Source organism: Kibdelosporangium phytohabitans, assembly GCF_001302585.1.
Classification (GTDB): domain Bacteria; phylum Actinomycetota; class Actinomycetes; order Mycobacteriales; family Pseudonocardiaceae; genus Kibdelosporangium; species Kibdelosporangium phytohabitans.
Genome location: NZ_CP012752.1, coordinates 9,036,291 through 9,062,711, shown reverse-complemented (window position 1 = coordinate 9,062,711; position 26,421 = coordinate 9,036,291). Strand labels below are relative to the sequence as shown.

27 protein-coding genes are annotated in these 26,421 nt (G+C 68.5%); 9 read left to right on the top strand and 18 right to left on the bottom strand.

Annotation, left to right across the window (positions count from 1 at the left end; genetic code table 11):
* Nucleotides 1–143 precede the first annotated feature (143 nt).
* Entirely contained in the window at nucleotides 144–806 is a 663-nt protein-coding gene (locus tag AOZ06_RS40390) for a response regulator transcription factor (protein ID WP_054294185.1), read from the bottom strand.
* Between the two features lie 61 nt (nucleotides 807–867).
* On the bottom strand, nucleotides 868–1,692 hold the full coding sequence (locus AOZ06_RS40385; protein WP_054294184.1) for an alpha/beta fold hydrolase: 825 nt from the start codon (nucleotides 1,690–1,692) through the stop codon (nucleotides 868–870).
* A gap of 69 nt (nucleotides 1,693–1,761) precedes the next feature.
* Here AOZ06_RS40385 and AOZ06_RS40380 point away from each other — a divergent pair, with 69 nt between their 5' ends.
* Nucleotides 1,762–2,295, top strand: coding sequence for a CGNR zinc finger domain-containing protein (locus AOZ06_RS40380; RefSeq protein ID WP_054294183.1), 534 nt, complete (start codon nucleotides 1,762–1,764; stop codon nucleotides 2,293–2,295).
* Here AOZ06_RS40380 and AOZ06_RS40375 read toward each other — a convergent pair whose 3' ends face one another.
* The 11 genes from AOZ06_RS40375 to cysD form a co-directional block, all read right to left on the bottom strand.
* On the bottom strand, nucleotides 2,296–2,910 hold the full coding sequence (locus AOZ06_RS40375; protein ID WP_054294182.1) for a DinB family protein: 615 nt from the start codon (nucleotides 2,908–2,910) through the stop codon (nucleotides 2,296–2,298).
* A 357-nt stretch (nucleotides 2,911–3,267) separates the two neighbouring features.
* Nucleotides 3,268–3,648, bottom strand: a complete 381-nt coding sequence (locus AOZ06_RS40370) for a VOC family protein (RefSeq protein ID WP_054294181.1) — start codon at nucleotides 3,646–3,648, stop codon at nucleotides 3,268–3,270.
* A gap of 41 nt (nucleotides 3,649–3,689) precedes the next feature.
* A complete protein-coding gene (locus AOZ06_RS40365; protein WP_054294180.1) occupies nucleotides 3,690–3,998 on the bottom strand; it encodes a hypothetical protein in 309 nt (102 codons plus the stop codon).
* Between the two features lie 4 nt (nucleotides 3,999–4,002).
* Nucleotides 4,003–5,100, bottom strand: coding sequence for a flavodoxin-dependent (E)-4-hydroxy-3-methylbut-2-enyl-diphosphate synthase (gene ispG / locus AOZ06_RS40360; protein WP_054294179.1), 1,098 nt, complete (start codon nucleotides 5,098–5,100; stop codon nucleotides 4,003–4,005).
* Nucleotides 5,097–6,815, bottom strand: a complete 1,719-nt coding sequence (locus tag AOZ06_RS40355; protein WP_054294178.1) for a 1-deoxy-D-xylulose-5-phosphate synthase — start codon at nucleotides 6,813–6,815, stop codon at nucleotides 5,097–5,099. The genes ispG and AOZ06_RS40355 overlap by 4 nt, the downstream gene beginning before the upstream one ends.
* The gene (ispH, locus tag AOZ06_RS40350) at nucleotides 6,812–7,735 is read right to left on the bottom strand and encodes a 4-hydroxy-3-methylbut-2-enyl diphosphate reductase (protein ID WP_054297282.1); all 924 of its coding nucleotides are present in this window, start codon (nucleotides 7,733–7,735) and stop codon (nucleotides 6,812–6,814) included. The genes AOZ06_RS40355 and ispH overlap by 4 nt, the downstream gene beginning before the upstream one ends.
* Nucleotides 7,736–7,763: 28 nt before the next feature.
* Complete coding sequence (locus AOZ06_RS40345) at nucleotides 7,764–8,804, bottom strand: family 2 encapsulin nanocompartment cargo protein polyprenyl transferase (RefSeq protein ID WP_054294177.1); 1,041 nt, start codon at nucleotides 8,802–8,804, stop codon at nucleotides 7,764–7,766.
* A gap of 4 nt (nucleotides 8,805–8,808) precedes the next feature.
* A complete protein-coding gene (locus AOZ06_RS40340; RefSeq protein WP_054297281.1) occupies nucleotides 8,809–10,164 on the bottom strand; it encodes a family 2B encapsulin nanocompartment shell protein in 1,356 nt (451 codons plus the stop codon).
* Between the two features lie 319 nt (nucleotides 10,165–10,483).
* Entirely contained in the window at nucleotides 10,484–11,899 is a 1,416-nt protein-coding gene (locus AOZ06_RS40335) for a family 2B encapsulin nanocompartment shell protein (protein WP_054294176.1), read from the bottom strand.
* A gap of 341 nt (nucleotides 11,900–12,240) precedes the next feature.
* Nucleotides 12,241–14,073 carry an adenylyl-sulfate kinase gene (gene cysC, locus AOZ06_RS40330; RefSeq protein ID WP_054294175.1) on the bottom strand — a complete coding sequence of 611 codons (1,833 nt, stop codon included), beginning with the start codon at nucleotides 14,071–14,073 and terminating at the stop codon, nucleotides 12,241–12,243.
* Nucleotides 14,073–14,984, bottom strand: coding sequence for a sulfate adenylyltransferase subunit CysD (gene cysD / locus AOZ06_RS40325; RefSeq protein ID WP_179950773.1), 912 nt, complete (start codon nucleotides 14,982–14,984; stop codon nucleotides 14,073–14,075). The genes cysC and cysD overlap by 1 nt, the downstream gene beginning before the upstream one ends.
* A gap of 58 nt (nucleotides 14,985–15,042) precedes the next feature.
* On the opposite strand from cysD, the gene AOZ06_RS40320 reads away from it, so the two are divergent.
* From AOZ06_RS40320 to AOZ06_RS40305, 4 genes are read left to right on the top strand one after another with little or no spacing between them, the layout of a single operon-like run.
* Nucleotides 15,043–15,516, top strand: coding sequence for a nuclear transport factor 2 family protein (locus tag AOZ06_RS40320; protein ID WP_054294173.1), 474 nt, complete (start codon nucleotides 15,043–15,045; stop codon nucleotides 15,514–15,516).
* 32 nt (nucleotides 15,517–15,548) lie between these two features.
* Nucleotides 15,549–16,712 carry a hypothetical protein gene (locus tag AOZ06_RS40315; RefSeq protein WP_054294172.1) on the top strand — a complete coding sequence of 388 codons (1,164 nt, stop codon included), beginning with the start codon at nucleotides 15,549–15,551 and terminating at the stop codon, nucleotides 16,710–16,712.
* Nucleotides 16,712–17,488 carry an SDR family oxidoreductase gene (locus tag AOZ06_RS40310; RefSeq protein ID WP_054294171.1) on the top strand — a complete coding sequence of 259 codons (777 nt, stop codon included), beginning with the start codon at nucleotides 16,712–16,714 and terminating at the stop codon, nucleotides 17,486–17,488. The genes AOZ06_RS40315 and AOZ06_RS40310 overlap by 1 nt, the downstream gene beginning before the upstream one ends.
* Nucleotides 17,489–17,497: 9 nt before the next feature.
* Nucleotides 17,498–18,613 (top strand): sulfotransferase family protein, encoded by a 1,116-nt coding sequence (locus tag AOZ06_RS40305; protein WP_054294170.1) that lies wholly within the window; start codon nucleotides 17,498–17,500, stop codon nucleotides 18,611–18,613.
* On the opposite strand, the gene AOZ06_RS40300 is transcribed toward AOZ06_RS40305, so the two are convergent.
* Complete coding sequence (locus AOZ06_RS40300) at nucleotides 18,594–19,382, bottom strand: class I SAM-dependent methyltransferase (protein ID WP_054294169.1); 789 nt, start codon at nucleotides 19,380–19,382, stop codon at nucleotides 18,594–18,596. The genes AOZ06_RS40305 and AOZ06_RS40300 overlap by 20 nt on opposite strands.
* A gap of 48 nt (nucleotides 19,383–19,430) precedes the next feature.
* Between AOZ06_RS40300 and AOZ06_RS40295 the strand changes: the two genes are divergently transcribed.
* Nucleotides 19,431–20,012, top strand: a complete 582-nt coding sequence (locus AOZ06_RS40295; protein WP_054294168.1) for a TetR/AcrR family transcriptional regulator — start codon at nucleotides 19,431–19,433, stop codon at nucleotides 20,010–20,012.
* Here AOZ06_RS40295 and AOZ06_RS40290 read toward each other — a convergent pair.
* Complete coding sequence (locus tag AOZ06_RS40290; RefSeq protein ID WP_054294167.1) at nucleotides 19,965–20,897, bottom strand: LysR family transcriptional regulator; 933 nt, start codon at nucleotides 20,895–20,897, stop codon at nucleotides 19,965–19,967. The genes AOZ06_RS40295 and AOZ06_RS40290 overlap by 48 nt on opposite strands.
* A gap of 77 nt (nucleotides 20,898–20,974) precedes the next feature.
* On the opposite strand from AOZ06_RS40290, the gene AOZ06_RS40285 reads away from it, so the two are divergent.
* The 3 genes from AOZ06_RS40285 to AOZ06_RS40275 are packed head-to-tail and all read left to right on the top strand — an operon-like array spanning nucleotide 20,975 to nucleotide 23,981.
* Nucleotides 20,975–21,706 (top strand): sulfite exporter TauE/SafE family protein, encoded by a 732-nt coding sequence (locus tag AOZ06_RS40285; protein ID WP_169799046.1) that lies wholly within the window; start codon nucleotides 20,975–20,977, stop codon nucleotides 21,704–21,706.
* A gap of 56 nt (nucleotides 21,707–21,762) precedes the next feature.
* Complete coding sequence (locus AOZ06_RS40280; RefSeq protein WP_157233513.1) at nucleotides 21,763–23,196, top strand: alpha/beta fold hydrolase; 1,434 nt, start codon at nucleotides 21,763–21,765, stop codon at nucleotides 23,194–23,196.
* Complete coding sequence (locus AOZ06_RS40275; protein WP_054294164.1) at nucleotides 23,193–23,981, top strand: trypsin-like serine peptidase; 789 nt, start codon at nucleotides 23,193–23,195, stop codon at nucleotides 23,979–23,981. The genes AOZ06_RS40280 and AOZ06_RS40275 overlap by 4 nt, the downstream gene beginning before the upstream one ends.
* Here the strand turns inward: AOZ06_RS40275 and AOZ06_RS40270 are convergent.
* The 3 genes from AOZ06_RS40270 to AOZ06_RS40260 are packed head-to-tail and all read right to left on the bottom strand — an operon-like array spanning nucleotide 23,978 to nucleotide 26,348.
* Nucleotides 23,978–24,376, bottom strand: a complete 399-nt coding sequence (locus AOZ06_RS40270; protein ID WP_054294163.1) for a hypothetical protein — start codon at nucleotides 24,374–24,376, stop codon at nucleotides 23,978–23,980. The genes AOZ06_RS40275 and AOZ06_RS40270 overlap by 4 nt on opposite strands.
* Entirely contained in the window at nucleotides 24,373–25,674 is a 1,302-nt protein-coding gene (locus tag AOZ06_RS40265; protein WP_054294162.1) for a sensor histidine kinase, read from the bottom strand. Before AOZ06_RS40265 ends, AOZ06_RS40270 begins: the two co-directional genes overlap by 4 nt.
* Nucleotides 25,671–26,348 (bottom strand): response regulator transcription factor, encoded by a 678-nt coding sequence (locus tag AOZ06_RS40260; RefSeq protein ID WP_054294161.1) that lies wholly within the window; start codon nucleotides 26,346–26,348, stop codon nucleotides 25,671–25,673. The genes AOZ06_RS40265 and AOZ06_RS40260 overlap by 4 nt, the downstream gene beginning before the upstream one ends.
* Nucleotides 26,349–26,421 lie beyond the last annotated feature (73 nt).

Sequence of the window (26,421 nt, the reverse complement as noted above, 5' to 3'; positions counted from 1 at the left end):
GTTCGACGCACTCGCTCGCGACGCGCTGGAGTTCGAAGGAGGGAACGGTGTTCACGTGGTCCACGGTGTCACGAGCGCGGTCGCCGATCGAACGAAGTACCATTTCGGTGTCCACCACCATGGATGACGCGAACCGGCCGCCTTCACGAACCGAAGCGATATCCCGCGCCCGGGATGGTGTGGATCACCGGCGGTTCGCCCAGTTTGCGGCGCAGGTTCATCACGGTGACCCTGACCACGTTCGTGAAGGGGTCCGTGTTCTCGTCCCATGCCTTTTCCAGGAGCTCTTCCGCGCTGACCACAGCGCCCTCGGGTGCTCGCATGAGGACGTCCAGGACACTGAACTCCTTGGGCGACAACGACAGTGTCCGTCCGTCGCGCTCCGCGTACCGTTTCGCGGCGTCCAGCCGGAGGCCTTCCCGGTCGAGCACGGGCGGCAACGCGCGATGCGCCCGGCGCGACAGGGCGTGCACCCGGGCGACCAGTTCGGCGAACGCGAACGGTTTCGTGAGGTAGTCGTCCGCGCCGAGGCCGAGCCCGTCGACCCTGTCCCGGATGGACGCCGCGGCGGTGAGCATGAGCACGCGTGTCTCGCCGTCGCCTGCGACGATCCGGCGGCAGACTTCGTCGCCGTGCACTTCGGGCAGGTCGCGGTCGAGGACGACGACGTCGTAGCGGTGCACGGCGACGTGCTCCATCGCCGCGTCGCCGTCGTAGCAGACGTCCACCGCCATGTGCATGTGGCGCAGGCCGTCGGCGATGGTGTCGGCGAGCATCTCCTCGTCCTCGGCCACAAGGACCCGCATCGGCTCTCCTTCCCCGGTACGGACATTCTGTACCGCGGCCGGATAAATTGCCGATAAAGGCTCAGGGGCGCAAAGTCGGGAGGAACTCGGCGATCAGCGCCGCGATCTCGTCCAGGTCCTCCTCCAGCGCGAAGTGCCCTGTGTCGAACAGGTGTACTTCGGCGTCCGGCACGTCGTCCCGGTACTTCTCGCCGCCCTCGGTCAGGAAGAACGGGTCGTTGCGGCCCCAGACGACCAGCGTCGGCGGCTGGTGCTCGCGCAACCAGGCCTGCCACCGCGGGTAGCTCTCGACGTTCGTGTGGTAGTCGAACGCCAGTTGCACCTGGATCGCCGCGCGGTCCGGCTGGTCGAGGAAGTACTGGTCGAGTACCCAGCCGTCCGGGGCGACCGGACCGCGGGCGCCGGTCTCGTACTGGGAGCGGGTGAACTCCTCGGTCAGCATGCCGCGCACTTCGGTTTCGTTCTGGCTGTAGATGAACGCCTTCGCCTGCTCGCCCAGGCCTTCTTCGTAGGCGTTGCCGTTCTGCACGACCAGGCCGGTGATCCATTCCGGGTGCCGCGTCGCGAGCCGGAAGCCGACGGGTGCGCCGTAGTCGAAGACGTACATGGCGAACCGGGACAGTCCGATCGCTTCGACGAACTTCTCCACGACATCAGCGAGGAAGTCGAACGTGTACCGGCCTTCGGGGGCATCGCTGTGGCCGAAGCCGGGGTAGTCGGGCGCGACGAGGTGGAACCGGTCCTCCAGCGCGTCGAACAGGCCCCTGAACTGGTGTGACGCGGACGGGAACCCGTGTAGCAGCAACAGTGCCGGTGCGTCGCGAGGTCCGGCCTCGCGGTAGAAGACGCGTGCTCCGTCGACCTCGGCGGTCTTGTACTCGAGCATTTCACATGCCTCCTTGACTCAACTTAACATTAGCCTAATGTGTCAAGGGGGTGATGTAGCATTAGAGGCATGGACATGGTGGTGGGTGAGCCGCTGGCGATCGACCTGATCAACACGGTCACGTCGGAAGGCGACCTGACGACGTCAGCCGAGATGTTCCAGCGTTGGCTCACCGCCGAAGAAGGTCGCCTGACCAGGCCGGACGTCCCGGACCTGGCCGCGATCCGGACGCTGCGGGGCCACGTGGCGACCGCCGTGGCGAGTGCTCGCCGAGGCGCGGAACCCCATGCTGAGGCCTTGGACGCGCTCAACTCCGCGATGCGCGCAGCACCGGCCTACCGCTCGCTCGCGTGGGACGGTGGCGCCCTGACCACCAGCACGCGCCGCGTCGGCGACGAGAACGCCCGGCTGCTCGCCGAACTGGCGGAGGCCGCGTGTGAGCTGCTGACGAACCCGTCGGTGACCGGGATCCGCTCGTGCGAGGGCCCGGACTGCGTCCTGATCTTCCTCCCCGCGCACCCGCGCCGACGCTGGTGCTCGCCGAACCTGTGCGGCAACCGCGTCCGCGTGTCCCGCTACTACCAGCGGCACAAGGAGAGCTAGCTACCGCATCCTGCGGTAGAGGTCGCGCAGCAGGGCGATCTCGGCGCCGTGGTGCAGCACTTCCTGGTTCATCCACCACACGATCTCGATGAACGGCACCTCGGGATCGCTACCGGCCGGATAGGTGCTGTAGCCGACTGTGTCCAGCGCGGCATCGTCCGCACTGTCCACAGCGGACCGCCAGGCCGCGGCGCCGCGCTCGAACGCGGCGATGCCCGCTGCGGCGTCCCCGACGTGCTCGTAGTCGTCCTCACTTTTCGTGTGGGTGCCGTGCACGTGGTCGGCGCGCGCCACGAGCATCTCGCTCAGGTGCCCCAGGCGCCAGGCGATCGTCGTGACCGGCGGTGGCACGGGATGCGGACGGCCACCGTCACGTCCCCACTCGCCCCGGCCCGCGAGGACCGTCGCACCTGGACCCGGTCCGGCCGAGCGCCGCCGGATCGACCACGATCCCGCCACCGGCTCCCACAGGTACTCGGCGTCCGTCAGGGGCTCGACCGGCACCTCGTTGCCGTCACCGCTGTCCACCGACGGGCCGGTCAACCGCTGGATCAGACGGCCGCAGGCGAAGTCGAACTGGTCAAGGAACGGCACGAGCCGTGGTGGAGTCCCCATCCGCGCACGATCGCACAACCGCCTCGCTGCCGCCAGCGAAATCACGCCCCTGAACGCTGCATCCGATACGCCCGGAAGGGGCACGGGACGCGGGCTGGTCGGACCGAAATGCGCGGTAACTCTTACGACCTGGAGCCGGGCCGGTCAGAGTGGGGGACCGGTATCCGGTGTACCGGCTGAACTGGGGAGATGGATCATGCGGAGAAAGCCGTCGGCAACCGCGTCACGGACGGGAGCGCTTGCGTTCACCGGGGGACCAGGTGCGGCGCAGGCCGCCCCGGCGCGCGGCAGCTCCGGGTACCAGACACGAGCTCGCTGACCCGTCGGCCTCGCCCTACGTGGGGCAGGGCGAGGCCGTCACACCTCGCCGCGTTCGGCGGCGCTGCGCTCCACGCAGAACTCGTTGCCCTCGGGATCGTGCAGGACCGCCCAGCCCGTGCCGTCCGGATTGCGGTGGTCCTCGAAGATCGTGGCACCGAGCTCGAGCAGGCGGTCGACCTCCTCGTCACGGGTGGAGCCGTCCGGGCGCAGGCAGATGTGCATCCGGTTCTTGATCGACTTCGACTCCGGAACCTGCTGGAAGAACATGTTCACGCCGCCGCCGAGGCTGATCGCGACCTCGGGGTCGCCCGGCTTGTCGGCGTCGTCGACCGGTTTGCCGTAGACCTTGCTCCAGAACTCGGCCAGCCCGTACGCGTCCAGCGCGTCGACCGAGACGTTGTGGATGGAGGAAACCATTCCGCCATCCAAGTCCAGCCGGGCGGACCGGGCAAACCGAATTACCAGCCGGGCAGGTCGTCGACCGGTTTGGCGTTCGCCTCGTGCCGCGCGATCGTGCCGTCCAGCGCGGCCGACAGGTCGACCCCGGTCTGGTCGGCCAGGTTGATCACGGTGAACGCCAGGTCGGCCAGCCGCTGCTCCCAGCCTTCGGTCGGGCGGAACGGACGGCGCCCGTTCGCCGTCGCGGCAAGCACTTCGTCGGACAACCGGCCCATCTCCGACAGCAACGCCAGTGTCAGGGTGGGCGCGTTGGCATGGAGGCCGAGTTTGTCAGCGGCCTTGGCAACCTTCTGCTGGACTTCTCGCACGGCGTTACACATTAGTACTCCAGTCCCGGTTCATCGCCTCCTCGATCAGGGTTTCCACGATCTTGCTCTCCGGCACGGTCCGGATCACCTCTCCCCGGACGAAGATCTGGCCCTTGCCGTTGCCGGACGACACGCCGAGATCGGCTTCCCGCGCCTCACCGGGCCCGTTGACCACGCAGCCCATCACCGCGACGCGCAGCGGCACGGGAAAGCCGTCGAACGCGGCCGTGACCTCCTCCGCCAGCTTGTAGACGTCCACCTGCGCGCGCCCGCACGACGGGCACGAGACGATCTCCAGCCGCCGCGGCCGCAGCCCGAGCGACTCCAGGATCTGGGCGCCTACCTTGACTTCCTCGACCGGCGGCGCGGACAGCGACACCCGGATCGTGTCGCCGATCCCGGCGGCGAGCAGGACGCCGAAGGCGACCGAGGACTTGATCGTGCCCTGGAACCGCGGCCCGGCTTCGGTCACGCCGAGGTGCAACGGGTAGTCGCAGCGCGCGGCCAGCTTGCGGTACGCGTCGATCATCACCACCGGGTCGTGGTGCTTGACCGAGATCTTGATGTCGCGGAACCCGTGCTCCTCGAACAGCGAGCACTCCCACAGCGCCGACTCCACCAGCGCGTCCGGCGTGGCCTTGCCGTACTTCTCCAGCAAACGCTTGTCCAGCGATCCGGCGTTGACGCCGATCCGGATCGGCACGCCCGCGTCGCCTGCCGCCGACGCGATTTCCCGCACCTTGTCGTCGAACTGCCGGATGTTGCCCGGGTTGACCCGCACCGCGGCGCAGCCCGCGTCGATCGCGGCGAACACGTACTTGGGCTGGAAGTGGATGTCGGCGATCACCGGGATGGTGGCGCGCTTGGCGATCCGGGCCAGGGCGTCCGCGTCGTCCTGCGAGGGCACGGCCACCCGGACGATCTGGCACCCCGCCGCGGTCAGCTCGGCGATCTGCTGCAGTGTCGCGTCCACATCGGACGTCAAGGTCGTCGTCATGGACTGCACGCTCACCGGAGCGTTCCCGCCGACCGGGACGTCACCGACGAGCACTTGGCGGGACTGCCTGCGCAGCGACGGCGGGCCAAGCTGTACCAGGGTCAAGACAGTGCCTCCAGGCGTTTGAGCACAGTGGTGGTGATGCCGGCCGCGTCAAGGCCGTGCGCCCGCAGGATCTCCGCGCGGGACGCGTGCGGCAGGAATCTCGGCGGCAGCGCGAACGTCGCCGCACACGTGTCCGAACCGTTGGCGGCCAACGCCTGCGCGATCCGTCCGCCCAGCGCGCCGGGGGTGGTGGTGTCCTCGACGGCCACGACCAGCCGGTGTTTGCCCGCCAGCTTCAGCAGGCTCGGGTCGACCGGGGCGATCCAGCGCGGATCGACCACGGTCACCGGTACGCCGTGCTCGGCCAGTTCGTCCGCGGCTTCGAGGCACGCGGCAGCCAGCGGCCCGACCGCCACCAGCAGCACCTGCGCCGCCGGGGTTTCCCGCAGCACGTCGCAGTGGCCGGTCCGCCGCACGGCCGGGATGTCCGGACCTGCTGTGGCTTTCGGGTAGCGGACGACAGTCGGCCCGTCGTGCACGTCGACCGCTTCACGCAACAACTCCCGCAGCCGCGCCGGGTCGCGCGGGCTGGCCAGCCGCAGGCCGGGCACGACAGGCAGGATCGACGAGTCCCACATGCCGTGGTGGCTCGGCCCGTCCGGCCCGGTCACCCCGGCCCGGTCGAGCACGAACGTGACTGGCAAGCGGTGCAAGGCGACGTCCATAAGCACCTGGTCGACCGCGCGGCTCAGGAACGTCGAGTACACGGCCACCACCGGGTGCATCCCACCGATCGCCAGACCGGCGGCCGAGGTCACCGCGTGCTGCTCGGCGATGCCGACGTCGAAGATCCGGTCGGGGAACCGGGCCGCGAACCCGGCCAGCCCGGCCGGTTCGGCCATCGCGGCGGTGATGCAGACCAGGTCGTCGCGCTGGGCGCCGAGTGCCGTGATCTCGTCGGCGAACACCGAGGTCCACGTGGGTTTGCGGGCGGCGCCTGCCGGGCCGACCGCGTGCAGCCGGTCCGCTTCGTCCTGTTCGGCCGCGGGATAGCCCTTTCCCTTGCGGGTCAGGCAGTGCACCACGACCGGCTGGTTGAGCCGGACCGCCCCGCGCAGCGCCTGCTCAAGTCCGGGGATGTCGTGCCCGTCCACCGGGCCGACGTAGGCAAGGCCCATGTCCTCGAAGAAGTTGCCCTTCCGCTCGTGCCGCAGCGTGGCGAGGTGGCTGGCGATGCCACCGATCGTCGGTGCGTACGAGCGGCCGTTGTCGTTCAACACGACGACCACCGGCCGGTCCGGTGCGGCACCGATGTTGTTCAACGCCTCCCAGCACATCCCGCCGGTGAGTGCGCCGTCGCCGAGCACGGCCACCACCCGGCGGTGGGAATCGCGCAACGAGAACGCCTTGGCCAAACCGTCCGCATAGGACAGTGCGGTCGACGCGTGCGAGTTCTCGATCACGTCGTGGTCGGACTCCGAGCGCGACGGGTAGCCGGACAGGCCGCCGGGCTGCCGCAAGGTGTCGAAGTCCGCCGCACGGCCGGTGAGGATCTTGTGCACGTACGCCTGGTGCCCGGTGTCGAACAGCAGCACGTCGTCGGGGGAGCGGAACACCCGGTGCAGTGCGATGGTCAGCTCCACCGCACCGAGGTTCGGCCCGAGGTGCCCGCCGGAGCGCGACACCTTGTCGATGAGCAGGTCCCGGATCTCGCCGGCCAGCACGGCCAGGTCGTGCGGGGAACGGGACACCAGATCAGCGGGGTCCGAGATCATGGTCGCCTCGCCGCGGGCGGCAGCGTGAACTGGATGGTCTCCTTGGTGATCTCCCTGTTCTCCACGCTGATCGGGTTCAGCGCGGCGACCACCTCGTCGACCAGGCCCGGTGGCGCGGACGCGCCCGCGGTGATGCCGACGACACGCACCCCGGCCAGCCACTTCGCCTTGATCTCGCTGACGTCGTCGATCAGGTAGGCGGTGGTGCCGTGCCGCCGCGCCAGTTCGACCAGCCGCACGGAGTTCGACGAGTTCGTCGAACCGACCACGAGCACCAGGTCGGACTCCTCGGCGATCGCCCGCAACGCGTTCTGGCGGTTCGTTGTGGCGTAACAGATGTCGTCCGACGCCGCGCCCTTCAGCTCGGGGAAGCGGGCCCGCAGCGCGGACACGACTTCAGCGGCCTCGTCGACCGCCAGCGTGGTCTGCATCAGGTACGACACCTTCGCCGGATCGGGGACGTCCAGTGCCTCGGCGTCCTGCGGGGTCTCCACCAGCACGGTCTGGTCCGGCGCCTCGCCGAGCGTGCCGTCCACCTCCTCGTGCCCGGCGTGGCCGACCAGGACGACCGTGTCGCCACGGGCGGCGAACCGGCGTGCTTCCGCGTGCACCTTGGTGACCAACGGACACGTCGCGTCGATCACGTCGAGCTCACGCCGCTGCGCCTCGGCACGCACCGCGGGGGAGACACCGTGTGCCGAGAACACCACAGTCGCGCCGTCCGGCACGGCGTCGAGTTCGTCGACGAACACCGCACCCCGCGTCTGCAGGTCAGCGACCACGTGCTTGTTGTGCACGATTTGCTTGCGCACGTAGACGGGTGGTTCTCGGTGCCGCAGCACCTCTTCGACTATCTCGATGGCTCGCTCGACCCCGGCGCAGAACGACCGCGGCGACGCGAGCAACACCTTGACCTGCATGGCGGAGCTGCCCTTCAGCAAAGACCGGTCAGTGGTCGCGGTGGGTGACCAGGCCGGCCAGCCCGGACAGTTCGGCGGCTGGGCCCGCGGGCGGATCGGCCGACCGCAGCCGGTGGATCGCCGTGGCCAACCGGTCGTCGGCCTGAACCCGGCACCATTCCCGGCCACCGGCCAGGTCGATCAGCTCGGCGGCGCGTGCCACGTCGGTGCCCGACAGCGGCCGGTCCGAGTGGTACAGCTCGCCCAGTTCCTGCCCGGCGATGGTGTGCGAGTTCAACGCGGCGACCACCGGCAGCGACTTCTTGCGGTTGTGCAGGTCGGAGAACACCGGTTTGCCGGTCGACACGGGGTCTCCCCAGATCCCGAGCAGGTCGTCGACCAGTTGGAAAGCCAGGCCGAGTTCGTCGCCGAAACACCGGAGGTGATCGACCTGCGCACTGCGCCCGCCGCCGAACAGCGCCCCGATCGAACAGGCGGCGCTGATCAGCGCACCGGTCTTGCGGTGCGCCATCGTCACGCACTCGGCCAGCGCGATGTCCCTGCGGTCCTCGAACTCCACGTCGAGACTCTGGCCCTCGACGAGGTGCTGGATGGCGGCGCTGAGCACGCGCATGCCCTCGACGGCGTCGGGGTGCCCGCTCGCGGCGAGCACGTCGAACGCCAGCGTCACGAGCGAATCGCCGGCCAGGATCGCGGCACTGCGGCCGAACACGCTCCACGCCGTCGGCCGGTGCCGTCGCGTGACGTCACCGTCGATCACGTCGTCGTGCAGCAGGGAGAAGTTGTGCACCAGCTCGATGGCGACCGCGGCGGGTACGGCGGCCGTCGCGAGGCCGCCGACCGCCTGTGCCGCGAGCAGGGTCAGCGTGGGCCGTAAGGCCTTGCCACCGGACGCGTCCGCGGGCCTGCCGTGCTCGTCCCACCAGCCGTAGTGGTAGCCGGCGATCCTCCGCATGGATTCCGGCAACGTCTCCACCGCGGCGCGGGTGGCGGGCTCGACCAGGTCCCTGCTCCAGGCCAGTACTTCCCGGGGGGTACGGCTTTCGGCCGTCACTTCACGAGTGGTCATGGCGTCAACGCCCGAGCTCGACACTCTCGAGGATGCCGAGTGCGTCCGGCACCATCACCGCGACCGAGTAGTAGGCACTGACCAGGTAGGACATGATCGCGCGCTCGTCGACGCCCATGAACCGCACGTTCAGGCCGGGTTCGTACTCGTCGGGCAGGCCGGTCTGGTGCAGGCCGATCACGCCCTGGTTCTTCTCGCCGGTGCGCATCGCGACGATCGAGGTGCGGCCGGTGTCGCTGACCGGGATCTTGTCGCACGGCAGCAACGGGATGTTACGCCACGTCTGCACGATCCTGCCGTCGATTTCCTTGGTGTTGGGGTAGATCCCGCGGCTGTTGCACTCGCGGCCGAACGCGGCGATGGCTTTGGGGTGCGCGAGGATGAACTGGGTCTTGCGCCGCCGCGAGATCAGCTCGTCCATGTCGTCCGGGGTCGGCGGGCCGGAGTGGGTGTGGATGCGCTGCTTGAGGTCGGCGTTGTGCAGCAGGCCGATCTGCCGGTTGTTGATCATCTCGTACTCTTGCCGCTCGCGCAGCGCCTCGACCGTCAGCCGCAGCTGCTGCTCGGTCTGGTTCATCGGCTTGTTGTACAGATCCGCCACCCTGGTGTGGATCCGCAGCACCGTCTGGGTCACGCTCAGCTCGTACTCGCGCGGCTTGAGCTCGTAGTCCACGAACGTGCCCGGCAGCAGGTACTCGCCGGACCGCCCGGACGCCAGCTCGATCTCGGCCTCGCCCTTGTGGTTGCTCGCCTTGCCGCGCAGCCGGGCGACTTCGGCCAGGTGCGCCTGCAGCGACTCGGACCGCAGGGTGATGCGGTCGAACTCCTGGCGGGACAACGTCATCGCGATGCAGCGGGTCTTGGCCTTGACCGTGAAGCTCCACTCGTCGCGGTGCCCGGTCAGCGCCTGCTCGCCGAAGTACTCGCCGTCGCCGAGGGTGTCGAGCACGGTTTCCGTGCCGTACTCGCCGAGACCGATCTTGCTGGCCTTGCCGTGTGCCATCAGCACGAGCCGGTCGGCGGCCTGTCCTTTCTGGATGATCAGGTCACCTGCCTCGAACTCCTGTTGTTCGAACCGTTCGGCGATCGCGGCCAGCGCATCGTCGTCCTCGAAGGAGCGCAGCAGCGCCAGTTCCCGCAGCTCCGGCGGGACGACGCTGATCCGCCCCGCGGCGCTGGTGAAGCTGACCAGTCCGTCGCCGATGGCGTAGGTCAGTCGCCGGTTCACCCGGTAGGCGCCACCTTCGGCCTGTACCCACGGCAGGACGCGCAACAGCCAGCGCGGCGTGATCCCCTGCATCTGCGGTACGGACTTGGTCGTCGTCGCCAGATTTCGCGCGGCCTGGGTGCCGAGGCTCATCTGTTGCTGCGACTGGGGGTTCTCGACCTGTGTCACGTGTTCGACCGCCTTGTTCCTAGTTGATCAGTTGAGCGGTGGGGACGAAAAGCCGGGGATTCGACGCTGGCCGATGCCGAGCGAATCGATGGCCCGCGGTGGGGCCGCGCATCGGCCAGCGCCCGCTCGGCCACCTTGACCGGTGAGGGCACCACACCTTCTGCCGTGCCCAGCCGCTGGGAGCGCCGACGGCCGACTGGGTGGACAGGTGTGGCAACGGTCAAGGTCTGGTGGCCGAGGGGAAGGGGGTGACCGATCTACTGTCCGCGCTGCCGGGCACGAGTCACTCGACGCGGCCCAGTTCGACGTTCTCGAGCACGCCGAGCGCGTCCGGTACCAGGATCGCCGCCGAGTAGTAGGCGCTCACCAGGTACGACATGATCGCCTTCTCGTTGATGTTCATGAACCGCACCGACAGCCCGGGCTGGTACTCGTCCGGCAGGCCGGTCTGGTGCAGGCCGATGACGCCCTGGTTCTGCTCGCCGACCCGCATCGCGATGATCTGCGTGCTGCGGGTGTCGGAGATGGGGATCTTGTTGCACGGCAACACGGGGATGCCCCGCCACGACGGGACCTGGTTGCCGTTGAGGTCGATGCTCTGCGGGTAGAGGCCGCGCTTGTTGCACTCCTGGCCGAACGCCGCGATCGCGCGCGGGTGGGCGAGGATGAACATCGGGTCCTTCCACACCGTCGCCAGCAGTTCGTCGAAGTCGTCCGGCGTCGGCGGGCCGCTGCGCGTCGGGATGCGCTGTTTGAGGTCGGCGTTGGCCAGCAGGCCGAAGTCGCCGTTGTTGATCAGCTCGTGTTCCTGGCGTTCCCGCAGCGCCTCGATGGTCAGCCGCAGCTGCTGCTCCGTCTGGTTCATCGGCTTGTTGTACAGATCCGCGACCCTGGTGTGCACGCGCAGCACGGTCTGGGCGACGCTGAGTTCGTATTCCCGCGGTGCGAGTTCGTAGTCGACGAACGTGCCCGGCAGTTCCGGTTCGCCGTCGTGACCGGACGCGAGGTGGATCTCCGCTTCGCCGTGCACGTTCTGCGCTTTTGACGGACTTTCCCGATACGCCGTCACGTGTTCACGCAACGCGTCGGACTGGTCCTGCAATTCCTGGAATGCCCGCTTCGGCAATGCGAGAATGATCGTCGGCGTGACCGCCTTCGCGGTGAACTCCCAGATGCTCTGATCCTGGACGAGTGCCTGGTCACCGAAATAGTCGCCGTCGACGAGCGTGCCGAGCACGGTCAGATCGCCGTACTCGCCGGTGCCGATCTTGTTCACCTTGCCGTGCGCCACGACGTAGACGAACTCGGCCTCGTGGCCGAACTCGGCGATCACGTCACCGGGCTGGTACTCCTGTTGCTGGAAGCGACCGGCGAGCGCGTGCAGCGCCTCCTCGTCGTCGAATGTGCGCAGCAGCGGCAGTTCGACCAGATCGGGCCCGACGATGCTGGTTTGTGAACCGGTGTTGGTGACCGCGATCCGGCCGTCGCCGACGGTGTAGCTCAGCCGCCGGTTGACCCGGTAGGCCCCACCCTGGGCCTGCACCCACGGCAGGATCCGCAGCAGCCAGCGCGAGGTGATGCTCTGCATCTGCGGAACGGATTTGGTGGTCGTCGCCAGATTCCGCGCCGCCGCGGTGGCAAGGCTCTGCTGTTGATCACCGTTCTCTACGCCAAGATTCGACTCCACCGTGTCGGTCACAACGTGCCGCCATTCTTCCTAGTCGGGTTGCGTGGGCAGTGAAAAAGACAAGGGGGTAGCTGATGATTGGCTCGCGACAAAGGAGGAACACCCTTTCGTGTTCCGCTGAATGATCCAGTTCGGACGGTGCCAAGACGGAGGCTAGCACCACGTTTCGAGCACGCGCAGTCACCCAAAAGGCTTGCCGGACAGGGGAAAAGAATCATGGGACGATTCACGCTTTCCCCGTCGGGGCGGCTGTCAATTGAACCGAAAGTGCCGTCGCGCGAAACCGCGTTCACTCACCCGTAGCAAGTCGATACGGCAAACGTGTGTACTCCGCCGGGGCGCCGGTCCCGCGACTAGTCCATCCGGGTCAGTGACGACTGGTCCATCGAGGCGAGGATCATGCCCGCCATCCTTGCGGGGTCGCCCTGCTCCGGACGCAGTACCAGCTCGGGCGCCGACGGTCGTTCGTAAGGGGCGTCGACGCCGGTGAACCCGGTGATCTCGCCCGCCCTGGCCTTGGCGTACATCCCCTTGGGATCGCGCGCCTCGCACGTGGCGATCGGAGTGTCCACGAAGATCTCGAGGAACGGCAGTCCTGCCTGTTCGTGCGCCGCGCGAACCCGCTCGCGATCGGCCCGGTACGGGCTGATCAGCGACACGACCGCGACCACGCCCGCGTCGGCGAACAGGCGTGCGACCTCGCCGACCCGGCGGACGTTCTCGGCCCGGTCGGCCGCACTGAATCCCAGGTCGGCGGTCAACCCGTGGCGCAGGTTGTCCCCATCGAGAAGATAAGCCGGACGGCCGGACGCCACCAGTCGGCGTTCCAGCTCCACGGCCACGGTCGACTTCCCGGACGCCGACAACCCGGTCAGCCAGACCGTGCAGCCGGTCGTGCCGCGCTCGGCGCGCTGGACCGCGGTGGAGTGCCAGACCACGGACTGGGCCGGCCCGGTGATCATGCCCGCGGCGACAGTGTTGTTGGTGGTGTCGTCGACCAGGATGAAACTGCCGCACGCCCGGTTGCGCCGGTACGCGTCGAACAGCAACGGCTGTCTGGTGCGCAGCTTGACCCGGCCGATCTCGTTGAGCGACAAGGACTCCGCAGTCTCGTCGCGATGCAGCGTGGTGATGTCCAGCCGGTAGTCCAACGACGTGACGGCGGCCCTGGTGGCGCGCGTGGTGTTGATGACGGTGTATTTGGCGTCCTTGCGCAGCTCACCGTGTTCGGTCAGCCAGCAAACCATCGCGTCGACGTCGTGGCCGATGTGCGGGCGGTTGTTCGGGCGGCAGATCAGCTCGCCACGGCCGACGTCCAGTTCGTCGGCCAGTTGCAGCGTCACCGCCTGCGGCGGGAACGCCTCGGTCACCGGCTGCCCGCCGGGGCCCCAGATCGCGCTGACGGTCGTGGTGAACCCGGACGGCAGCACGAGCACCTCGTCGCCCGGCTTGAACACGCCACCGGCGACCGTTCCGGCGTACCCGCGGAAGTCCTTGTGGCGGATGACGTACTGCACCGGGAACCGGGCGTCGATCAGGTTGCGGTCGGAGCTGATGTGCACCTCTTCCAGATGGTGCAGCAGGGAAGTGCCCTCGTACCAGGGCATCGACGCGCTGCGGTGCACGATGTTGTCGCCGTGCAGTGCCGACACCGGGATGAACGTCAGGTCCGGCGCGGACAGCTTCATCGAGAACTGCCGGAATTCCTCGCGGATCTCCTCGAAGCGTTCACGTGACCAGCCGGCCAGGTCCATCTTGTTCACGCACACCACGATGTGCGGGATGCCCAGCAGGCTGGCCAGGAACGCGTGCCTGCGGGACTGTTCCAGTATGCCTTTGCGCGCGTCGACGAGGACCAGCGCGAGGTCCGCGGTGGACGCCCCGGTGACCATGTTGCGCGTGTACTGGATGTGGCCGGGTGTGTCGGCGATGATGAACTTCCGCTTGGGGGTGGCGAAGTAGCGGTACGCCACGTCGATCGTGATGCCCTGTTCGCGTTCCGCGCGCAGCCCGTCGGTCAGCAGTGCCAGGTTCGGCGAGTCCTCGCCGCGGTCCCTGCTGCTCTGTTCGAGCGCGGCCAGCTGGTCTTCGAAGATGGTCTTCGAGTCGAACAGCAGCCGTCCGATCAACGTGGACTTGCCGTCGTCGACGCTGCCCGCGGTGGCCAGGCGGAGCAGGTGCGGCATCAGAAGTAGCCTTCCTTCTTGCGGTCCTCCATGCCTGCCTCGGAGATCCGGTCGTCGGCCCTGGTCGCGCCGCGTTCGGTGACCCGGGTGGCGGCGACCTCGGTGACGACTTCCGCCGCGGTCGCCGCGGTGGATTCGACGCAGCCCGTGCAGGTCGCGTCGCCGACCGTGCGGAACCGCACCGACGCGCTGAAAGGCTCCTCGCCGGGCAGCAACGTCACGAACCTGGTGTGTGCCAGGAGCATTCCGTCGCGCTGCACGACCTCACGCCGGTGTGCGTAGTAGATCGACGGCAGCTCGATGCCTTCCTGGCTGATGTACTGCCAGATGTCGAGTTCGGTCCAGTTGGACAACGGGAACACCCTGATGTGCTCGCCGCGCCTGTGCCGTCCGTTGTAGACGTTCCACAGCTCGGGCCGCTGGTTGCGGGGATCCCACTGGCCGTACTCGTCGCGGAAGCTGAACACCCGCTCCTTGGCGCGGGCCTTCTCCTCGTCCCGGCGGGCCCCGCCGAAGACGGCGTCGAACCGGTTCTCCGCGATGGCCCTCAGCAAAGTCGTGGTCTGCAGGCGGTTGCGGCTGGCACGTGGCCCGGTTTCCTCGGTCACGCGGCCGGCGTCGATGTCGTCCTGGACGCGAGCGACCACCAGCCGCACGCCCGCCGACTCGACCGCGCGGTCACGGAATTCGATGACCTCGTCGAAGTTGTGGCCGGTGTCCACGTGCATCACCGGGAACGGCGGCGGCGCGGGCCAGAACGCCTTCATCGCCAGGTGCAGCATCACCACGGAGTCCTTGCCGCCGGAGAACAGCAGCACCGGCCGTTCGAACGTGGCCGCGACCTCACGCAGCACGTGCACGGACTCCGCTTCCAGTGCGCGCTGCGTGGTCAGCTCGTAGGCGGTGCTCACGGTCAGAAACTAGAACAGGTTATTGCGCTGGTCAATCGCCGGAGTGTTCACTTCAGGCATGACTGAAACGGATGTGGTCGAGGTCGAGGAGATCAAGCGGCTCAAGCACCGGTACCTGCGCGCGGTCGACCAGAAGCGCTGGGACGTGCTGGAGGCCGCGCTGGCCGAGGACGCGGTCGCCGACTACGGCACACGGGCGATGGGCGAGCCGCTCGTGCTCACCGGGCGTGCCGCGATCCTGGAGTTCATGCGCCAGAACCTCGGCGGCGACCGGATCGTCACGTTCCACTTCTGCGGTCAGCCGGAGATCGACGTCGACGGCGACGCGGCCACCGGCACGTGGGCGTTCCAGGACACCGTGATCGTCACGGAACGCAGGCTGGTGATCAAGGGTGCCGCCTACTACGAGGAGGAGTACGTCCGCTCACCAGGGGATGGCTGGCGGATCCGGCACATCACCTACAACCGGATCTACGAGGTGACGGTGTCCATGGATGATCTGCCCAGCATGCGGTTCCTGGCAGGCGTTTGACCAAGAGTTAGAACGCGTTCTAGTCTGATCGGGTGTTCACCGAGTCCTTCGCCGCCGCGATCGCCGACGCCGAGAAGATCGTCGCCGAAGCGCCGCACGTGCGTACCGAGCAGGACCTGACCGAGGGCTACGACTACCTCGCGGGCAACATCAGGGCCTCGTTGCAGATGGCGTGGGCCTACGACCGCGACTTCCCCTACTTCGTCCAGTCCACCGGGCCCTGCACCAAGATGGGCCTGGACAACCCGGACACGCTGTACTTCCACGCCAACATCAGGGCGGACGCGGAGTACGTCGTGACCGGCAGGCGCGGCAGCACGGCCGACCTCAGCTTCCAGGTGCTCAACGGCGACTACTCCCCGGTGGACGTACCCGACAGCCTCACGGCGTTCGACGACCGCGCGTTCGACATCGCCGATGACGGCACGTTCGAGATCCGGTTCGGGCCCGGCCAAGCCGGGCCGAACTACTTCACCCTCGGCGCGGGCTCGGCGATGCTGGTCGTGCGTGAGGTCTACAGCGACTGGACGGCCGAACAGCGCGGCACGATCACCATCCGGCGCGCCGGCACCACCTCGACGGCACCGCCCGCGCTCACCCGTGACCTGATCGCCAAGCGGTACGCGGCGGCGGGCAAGATGCTCACCAGCAGGCTGAAGACGTTCCTGGCCTTCCCGAGGTGGTTCTACCTGAACCTCCCGGTGAACACGATGACCGAACCCCGCTCCACCCCGGGCGGGCTGACCACCCAGTTCTCCTCCGTCGGGCACTACGACCTCGCCGACGACGAGGTGATGATCGTGACGGTGCCCGTGTCGCATGCGCCGTACCACGGGTTCCAGCTGGGCAGCATGTGGTACGTCTCGCTGGACTACATCAACCACCAGACCAGCCTGACCGCCGACCAGGCCGTCGCCGACCCGGACGGCCGGATCAGGTACGTGATCAGCGAACGCGACCCTGGCCTGGCGAACTGGATCGAACGCACCGGGCATTCCCGGGGCTACCTGCAGATCCGGTGGCAACGGCTCTCGCGTGACCTGAAACCCGAGGACGGCCCTGAGGTCGAGGTCGTCCCGTTCGCCGAACTGGCGCAACGGCTGCCGTTCCACGAGCAGGCCCGGATCACCCCCGAGCAGTACGCCGAACGCATCGCCGCCCGTCAGGCGGCGGTCGCGAGGAGAATGGTGGGCTGATGTTGTTGCAGGACAAGGTCGTCGTGGTCTCGGGGATCGGGCCGGGACTGGGCAGGTCGATCGCGCTGCGGTGCGCGCGACAGGGCGCGGACATCGTGCTCGCGGCCCGCACGGAGTCCCGGCTGGCCGAGGTGGCCAAGGAGGTCACCGGCCTCGGGCGGCGCGCGGTCACCGTGCCGGCCGACATCGCCTCCGAACAGGACGCGGTTCGCCTGGCCGAGACCGCGATGGAGTCGTTCGGGCGCGTGGACACGTTGGTGAACAACGCCTTCGCCGTCCCGCCCATGGGTGACCTCGACGGTGTCCCGTTCGACGGGATCCGGCAGGGCTTCGAGACCAACGTCCTCGGCGCGCTGCGGCTGACGAACCTGTTCCGCCCCATGCTGGAGGCCAGCCGCGGCTCGATCGTGATGGTCAGCTCGATGGTGATCCGCCACTCCAAACCTGCCTTCGGCCCGTACAAGATGACCAAGTCCGCGCTGCTGTCGATGGCGCAGAGCCTGTCCACCGAACTGGGCCCCAAGGGCGTGCGGGTCAACACCATCGCGCCCGGCTACATCTGGGCCGGCAACGTGAAGTACTACTTCGACTACCTCGCCAAGCAACGCGGGATCAGCCCGCAGGAGGTCTACGACGAGGTGGCGGCCGGCATCGACCTGCGCAAGCTGCCCGAGCCCGACGAGGTCGCCGACACGATCGTCTTCCTCGCATCGGACCTGGCCCGCGCGGTCACCGGCCAGTGCCTCGACGTCAACGGCGGCGAATACCACCACTAGGAGCCAAGCGTGGACATCGAGTCGTTGCACGCGTCGGCCACGAAGATCACCGGCCTGACCGACTTCGGCGACCAGGACTACCTGGACGGCTTGTCGGTGCTGGTGGACTCCTACCACCGGGAGGCGGGGCTGACGGAGTTCGGGCTGCGGGTGCAGCGCGCCGGCCTGCGCTCGGCGCTGGTGGCCCGGCTGCTCAGCGAGACGGCGTGGAAAGCCCATCCGGAGCACGCGGCGGTCCCGATCGAGCGGCCGATCTTCGTGACCGGCCTGCCGCGCACCGGAACCACGGCGCTGCACCGGTTGCTGACCGAGGACCCGGCGCACCAAGGGCTCGAACTGTGGCTCACCGACCTGCCGCAGCCACGCCCGCCCCGCGAGACGTGGGGCGACAATCCGATGTACCAACGGATCCAGGCCGGGTACGAACAGCACCACGTCGAACACCCCGAGTTCATGGGCCTGCACTACATCACCGCGGACATGGCCGAGGAGTGCTGGCGGCTGTTGCGTCAGTCCATGTTGTCCGTCTCCTTCGAGTGTCTTGCCTACGTGCCGACGTATTCGGACTGGCTGGCCGGGCAGGACTGGACGGCCGCGTACCACCGGCATCGCCGCAACCTCCAGCTGATCGGCATGCCGGACGCGGGTCGCCGCTGGGTGCTCAAGAACCCCAGTCACCTGTTCGCTCTCGACGCGCTGATGGACGCCTATCCCGACGCGCTGGTGATCCAGACGCACCGGGCGCCGCGCACGATCATCGCGTCGATGTGCAGCCTCGCCGAACAGGCCACGGACGGGTGGTCGACGGTTTTCCGGGGTCCGGTCATCGGCCGTTCCCAGCTGGAACTGTGGGCACGTGGCCTGGAGAAATTCAACACCGATCGGGCGAAACACGATCCCGCGCAGTTCTACGACGTGGAATACGCGGATCTCGTGGCCGATCCGCTCGGTGTCGTCACGGACATCTACCGCCATTTCGGCTTGGCCGTGTCCGGCGAGGTGCGTGCGGCGATGGCGGCTGTGCACAGTTCGGGCGATCGGCGCCGCTCGCACCGCTACGACCTGGCGGATTTCGGGCTGACCGAGGCCGAGGCGGACGCCCGGTTCAGCTCCGCGCGGCGGTGACCGCGACCGTGGTGAAGCGCATGGTGAACGTGCCGCCGACAGCGTCGATCGCGGCGCCGGTGCGTTCCAGCAGCGTGGCCAGGGCGTCGGGTGGGAGCAGGCTCATGCCGCCGTGGGTGGGCAGCCGGTCGAGCCACTCGGCCCGGGTGTAGTCGCGCTGCCACTCGAACCGCCAGTACTCGACCGCCTGGAACTGCCCGGTCCGGTGGATCCCGTCCGCTGTGCGGTCCGACATCGTCTGGTACGGCTTGTCCTTGTTGGTGAGCTGTGCGGTCGGTGAGTCAGGCGCGACCTCGCGGAAGATCGTGAGGAACGGGCCGGCCAGTTCGGCCGGCGGTTCGTCGGTGTTCCAGAACGCGGCCAGCAGCCCACCGGGTCGCAGCAGTCGGGCGGCCTTGGCCGCTCCGGCGTCCGGGTCGACCCAGTGCCAGCACTGCGCGGCCGTGATCGCGTCGAAGGTCCGTTCCCCGGCGTCCCATTCCTCGATGGTCGACACTTCGACCTCGAGTCCCTGTGCACGCGCGTGCTCGGCCATCCTGGCGTCGGGCTCCACGCCGAGTACTGTGCACCCGGCTGCCTGCAGCTGCCGGGCCGCGATGCCGGTTCCGGTGCCGACGTCGAGCACGTCGCGGCCGGGTGCCGTGGCGGTGATCCGGTCGATCAGCGGCTGGGGGTAGCGCGGTCGCGTCCGGTCGTAGCGTTGCGCGTCGGTGCCGAACGACTCGGCCACTTCCCTGATGCGATGGGGTTCGGTCGGTAGAGTGGGCATGCGCCCACCATAGTGGGCAAGTGCCCACTCGACAACGGAGGACCTTCGGTGCCGACCGGCGTGAGCATCCGTGACGTGCGCGCCCAGCTCTTCGCAGCCGCCGACCGCATCCTGCTGAGCGCCGGTCCCAGTGCCCTGACCAGCCGCGCGGTCACCACCGAGGCGGGCTGCGCCAAGGGCGTCCTGCACAAGCACTTCGACGACTTCGACGCGTTCCTCGCCGAGTATGTCCTCGACCGCGTCGAACAGATGGACGCCCAAGCCGCCGCCCTGCGCGGTCGCGTCGGGACAGGAAACGTCGTCGATCACCTGACCGGCGCGTTGATCTCGTTGTTCGAATCGGTCGCCGTCGCGGTCGTCGCCCTGGTGACCTTCCGGGACGAACTGCGCACGAGACTGCGGGACGCCTGGCCCGCGGGCGTCCCGGTGCTCACCGAAGGCGCGATCATGCTCGGCGCCTACCTCGCCGACGAACAGCGCCTCGGCCGCGTCCCCGCGGACGCGGACGTCGAAACCCTCGCCGCGATGCTCATCGGGTCGACACACATGCTGTACGCCGACCGCGCGACAACACCGCAGGCGTCAGCCGTCCGCAGGATCGTGACGACCCTGGTCCGTTCGGAACCGTGACCACGCGGCCGACGGGCGCGCCTCGGTGAGCACGTACTCCCGGAACGCCTCCACCACCGCCGGTGCGTAGTGCTCCGGGCACCACCCGATCCCGATCGTCCTGGCGCACAGCGGCTCCGAGATCCGCAGCTCCACGATGTCCGGCAGGGGACCGGGGGCGGGCGGCAGCAGCGCCACGCCGCAGCCCGCGCCGACCAGCCCGCGCAACGTGAACGGCTCCTCGCCTTCGAACGCGATCCGCGGGGCGAACCCGGCCTGGTGGCACAGCCGTTCGGTGATCAGGCGCAGGCCGAACCCGTCGGCGAACGTCACGAACGGCTCGTTCTCGACGTCGGCCAGCCGGACCGTGCGACGCCGCGCGAGCCGGTGCCCAGTCGGGACCACGAGCGTGAGCGGCTCCTCGACGATCGGCCGCCACGTGACGCCCGGCTGGTCGGACGGTCGCGCGGACAGCACCACATCGACCTCGCCGTCGAGCAGGTACCGCTCGTTGCGCGTGGTTCCGCCCTGCCGCAGCAGGAACTCGACTTCCGGGTAGAGGGCGCGGAAGCCGCTGAGCAACGTCGGCACGAACTCGTTGCCGAGCGTGTTGAGGAACGCGAACCGGACCGTGCCGACCGTCGGATCCGCGGCCGTGCCGATCGTCCTGACCGCGCCGTCGATCGACTTCAACGCGCGCTTCGCCGCGTCCAGCAACGTCTGCCCGTTGCTGTTGAGCCGCAGCACGCGGCCGACGCGGTCGAACAGGGGAGTGCCGACCTCCTGCTCAAGCCGCGAGAGCCCGCGCGACAACGCGGACTGTGACACGTGCAACTCGGCCGCTGCGGCGGTCACGGTGCGGCCTTCGGCGACCGTCACGAACCATCTGAGCTGGTCGATCTCCACATTGATGCATGATACGCATCAATCCCATCTATTACGGTCATTGGACGCATGAGTGCTGGTGGCGGACAGTGATGATCGTGGATTTGCTACTCGTCGCGGTGACCGGGCTGGCTGCCGGCGTGATCAACGCGATCGCCGGTGCGGGCGCGCTGCTGACGTTCCCGGTCTTCCTCGCCCTCGGACTGACCCCGCTCCAGGCCAACGTCGCCAACTGCATCGGCGTCGTGCCAGGCAACTTCGCCTCGACGATCGGCTTCCGCCGTGAACTGGCGGTCCAGAAACCGCTGCTGCGGCGGATCGCCCTGCCCGCCGCGATCGGCTCGCTGATCGGCGGGCTCGTGCTGTTCGCGTTGCCGGAGAAAGTCTTCACCTACCTCGTGCCCGCGCTGCTCGGCCTCGGCGCGCTCCTGGTTCTCGTGCAGCCACTCGTGGCCAAGCGGCTGCGGTCGGCGCAGAAGCACCGCGGCCCGCTCAAGTCCGTCATCTTCACCACGTCGGTCTACGGCGGCTACTTCGGCACCGGCATCGGTGTGATCTTCTTCGCCGTGCTCGGCCTGTTCGCCAAGGGAACCACGCACGAGCTCAACGCCGTCAAGGTCGTGCTGCAGGGGATCGCCAACGGCGTGGCCGGTGTGCTGTTCTGCTTCATCGCTCCCGTGCCGTGGCCGGAGACGCTCGTTTTCGGTGCCGCCACGATGATCGCGGGCCCGGTGGGCGCCTACCTGTCCCGCAAGATCCCGCCCGCGCCGCTGCGCTACGTCATCGGCGTGCTCGGCCTCGTCGCCGCGGTACGCATTGCGATCGCGTGATCACCTGTTACACGACCATGACGGCAGGCTGACACGGCTCTGCCAGGTTCGACCGGGTGAACAGAACAGCAGCGATGGTGGCGATCGTCCTGGTCGCCACCGGGATTTCGGCCACACCCGCCCAGGCCGCCGCGCCTGAGTGGAAGCCCTGTACCGAAACGCTGGACCGCTGGAAGGAGGTCTTCCCCGACGACAAAGGTGACACGGAGTGCACCTTCGTCACAGTTCCCCTGGACTACGCCAAACCCGGCGGCCGCACGCTCAAGATCGCGGTCAGCAGGCTGAAAGCCAAGGGGCAGCGGCGCGGAGTCCTGCTGGCCAACCCCGGCGGCCCCGGTGCCACAGCCATCTCCTACCCCCGTGACCTCAGGACCAGCACCATCGGTGGCGTCGCCGACAACCACGACCTGATCGGCTTCGACCCCAGAGGCGTCGGCTTCAGCGACGCACAGTTCTGCGACCAGGACTACGACCCGCTCCCGCCACCCAGTGACGCGCAGACCAACGCCAGGGCGTCGTTCGACGCTGAGGCCACGTGGAACGCCGCGTGCTCCGACGACGATCCCGAATTCGCCGCCAACCTGACCACCGAGAACACCGCGCGTGACGTCGACATGATCCGCCAGGCGTTGGGGGAGCAGAAGATCAGCTTCTACGGCGTGTCGTTCGGCACCGCTGTCGGCGCGGTCTACCGGTCGCTGTTCGACCGGCACGTGGACCGGATGTGGCTCGAATCCGTGATGCCACCCGTGATGGACATGCCGGCGATGGACACCGACGCCGCGGCGGTCGCGGAGGCCAGGTTCGAGCCGTTCACGAAATGGCTGGCTGACCGCGACCACGAGTACCACCTGGGCAGGACCAGCGCGGAGGTCCGCAAAACCGTGCTGGCCCTGCGCGCCGAACTGGACGCCAAGCCACGCGGCGAAGTCACCGGCGTGATGGTCGGCAGCCTCGCCACCCCCTCGCCGTCCGGTTACGCCTACTCGGCACGGGAACTGGCGACCTTGTCGGAGAACACCGAAGCGCGGATGGCGGCCTCGGCGGTGAAACCTTCGACGAGGCCGCAGTTCGGCGACTTCAACGGGTTCGCGTTCAACTTCGTGAACAACCGCGCGATGTTCTGCAACGACGGCACGGGAGGCCGGGACTTCGCCGAGATCTGGGCACAACGCCAGCAGCGCGTCCAGCAGTACCCGGCGGCCGGCGGCCTGCTGCAGATGAGCTTCCAGTGCCCGAAGTGGCCGATCCCAGCCAGACCGTGGCAGCTCACCAAGGGCACGAGCACGTTGCAACTGTCCGGCCACCGCTACGAGAACGACACACCGTACGTGTGGGCGCAGCGGATGCAGGCCAAGATCGGCGGTGCGTTGCTCACCGTCGACGACGACGTCCACGGATCCATCCGCCGGATCCCGTGCGGCGCCAAGGTCGTCGAGTTCTTCCGGACCGGCCGCACCGACAACGGATCGTGCGAGGGACTGTCATGATCAAGCGAATCCTCACCGCGACCGCGTTGTCCTTCGTCGCACTGGCCACTCCCGCCGCAGCGGCCACCGACCTGGCCGGGACTGTCCTCATCGGAGGGTGCTCAGGCTCCCTGGTCCGGGCACCGGGTTCCTCGGCGCACGACCCAGCCTTGGTGCTCACCAACGGGCACTGCTACGAAGGACAAAGCGTCATCCCGGACGAAGTGCTCGTCGACCAACCGTCCAACCGCCTGATCAATCTGCTGGACGGCAAGGGCGCGACAGTGGCCACACTCCGCACGGCCAAAGCGATGTACGTGACGATGACCGGCACGGACATCGCGCTGTACCGGCTGCGCGAGTCCTACGCCCAACTCGACAGGCAGTACCACGTACGGCCCATGACCTTGTCGGCAGAGCGGCCCAAACGGGGCGCGGACGTCGAGATCGTGTCGTCCGGCTGGGCGAAGGTCCTGCCCTGTGAGCTCGACGGCTTCGCCTACCGCGTCCTCGAAGCGACCTACGTGACCAAGGACGTGATCCGATACGACTCCGCGTGCGAACCCGGCCCGGGAGTGTCCGGATCACCGGTCGTGTCCGGCGGTCAGGTGGTCGGCATCCACAACACGAGCAACCGCGAAGGCGGTCAGTGCACGGAGAACAACCCGTGCGAAATGGACCGCTCCGGCGCCATCTCGGCCCGCAAGGGCGCCGGGTACGCCACGCAGACGTACTGGATCACCACGTGCGTCCAGCCCGGCAACCGCCTCGACCTGAGGAAACCGGGCTGTCTGCTGCCTGACTAGACAGGGCAGCTCAACGGTCCCCTGGTCTGTCCGCCGCCTCTCAGCGTGACAGGCTGGGGGATCGCGGCTGTGCACACGATCTGCGTCACGGCCACTGTGGACAGAGCGGCGACGTCGGCTGTGACGGTGACCGTGACGCCGTCGACGCTCCGCGGCCCCAGTTCCCGAGGGACCTCAGTGGTGTAGAGGCCGCCTGGCGTGGCTCCCTCAGCCAGGAGTTCCAGCGCGGACAGCTTGCTGGACTCGTGCCGCGTGGGACGCAGCACCGGCGTGACCTCGCCGTCCTGCACCAGGTAGATCACGGCTCCCGTCGCACGCGACCCGCCGATCGGCGCGGTTGGTTGCACACCACACCCCGCGAGCAGCAACGCGACCATCACCAGGGCACGTTTCACCGTGAACCTCCCGAAGGCAGCCGAAGCGTGAACACCGCACCACCGTCCGGCCGGTTGCCAGCCGTGATCGTGCCGTTGTGCAGTCTGGCGTTCTCCCACGCGATCGCCAGGCCGAGCCCGCTGCCCTCGGACCGGGTCCGTGCCGTGTCCGCCTTGTAGAACCGGTCGAACACCTGCGGCAGCACCTGCGGATCCAGGCCCGGACCGCGGTCGGCGACCTCGACGACCACCCAGCCGGGCTCGCCGCGCAGCGCCACCGACACCGGCGCTGACCCGTGTTTCAACGCGTTGCCGACCAGGTTCGCCACGACCACGTCGAGCCGTCGCGGGTCGAGCCGCGTGGTCACCGGCTCGAACGCGGTGACCACGTCGGACCAGCGGCGGGCACGCAGTGTCGCGGTGATCGCCTCGGCCACGTCGACGTCCTCCACCGCCAGGGTGGCCGTGCCCGAGTCGAACCTGCTGACCTCCATCAGGTCGTTGACCAGCCGGGTCAGGTCACGGGTGCCCTGGCTGACCAGGCTGGCCGCCTTGCCCGCGTGCTCGGTCAGGTGCGGCGCTTCCTCGTCGAGCACGTCCGTCACCGCTGTCATCGCGGCGAGAGGTGTGCGCAGTTCGTGGGACACGTCCGCGACGAACCGCCGGGCGTCCGCGACCTGCTTCTCCAACGCGGCCGCCGTGGTGTTGAACGTTTGCGCGACGCCCGCGAGCTCATCGGTGCCGCGCACCTGCACCCTGGTCGTCAGATCGCCTTCGCCCAGCCTGCGCGCGGCAGCGTCCAGCTCACGAACGGGCCGCAGCACGCTGTTGGCCGCCAGCCACGCCAGGAACCCGCCGAGAACGAGCGACCCGATCCCGATCACCCACGCGAGGAGAGCCAACTGACTGATGCTTTCCTGCTCGTCCTGAAGACCCCGCGCACCGTAGAACTCCAGATCGGACAAACGCAGACCCATGAGCACACCGGCGTTGCCGTCCCGGACCACCCGCTGCCACGCGACCACGCCGGTGGCGGCCTTGGCACGCAGCTCCAGGGGGATGTCGGACGGCCGCAGGCCACCGGACAGCGTCCGTCCCCTGTAGATGATCACGCCGTTGCTCTCCCGGTCGGACAGCACGCCCGCGTCCGGCACGGTCATCGACGCCACCCGGTCGGTGAACTGGCGCACCGCGGACTCCTGCGCCTTCTCCAGGATGACGTTGCGCGCCTGTACGTACATCGCCCCGGCCACCGCCGCCGCCGTCACGCCGCTGAGCAGGGCGAACGCGATCAACAGGCGGGTGCGCAGGCTCCTCACAGCGGCCCGAACCGATAGCCGAAGCCCCGGACAGTCTGGATGTAGCGCGGAGCCGCCGGATCCGTCTCGATCTTGGCGCGCAGCCGCTGGACACACGCGTCGACCAGCCGCGAGTCGCCGAGATAGCCGTGCTCCCACACCGATTCGAGCAGCTGCTGACGGCTGAGCACCCGGCCGGGCGACGAGGACAGCTCCAGCAGCAGCCGCAGCTCGGTCGGGGCGAGGCTGACCTGTTCGCCGTGACGCCGGACGACCAGGCTGGACCGGTCGATCGCGAGGTCGCCGTACTGCTCGGCCTCGGTGTGCGGCGGCCCGGCGTCACCGGCGCGGCGCAGCACGGCGCGGATGCGTGCTTCGAGCACCCTGGGCTGGATCGGTTTGACCACGTAGTCGTCGGCGCCCGCTTCCAGCCCGGCCACCACGTCCATGTCGTCACTGCGGGCGGTGAGCATGATGATCGGCAGGGTGCCGGTCGCGCGGATCCTGCGGCAGACCTCGAACCCGTCCATCCCGGGCAGCATCAGGTCGAGCACCACCACGTCGACGCCCGCCAGCCTGCTCAGCCCCTGCTCGCCGGTCCCGGCCGTCCACACCGAATGGCCCTGCCTGGTCAGCGCCAGTTCCAGCCCTTCGCGGACGGCCTTGTCGTCTTCGATCAACAGCACCCGGGACATGCCACCAACCATCGCAGGGCCGCCCGGAGTTCGCCTGTCCACCCCCACGATGATGCCCGGCAGCCGTCCCGGC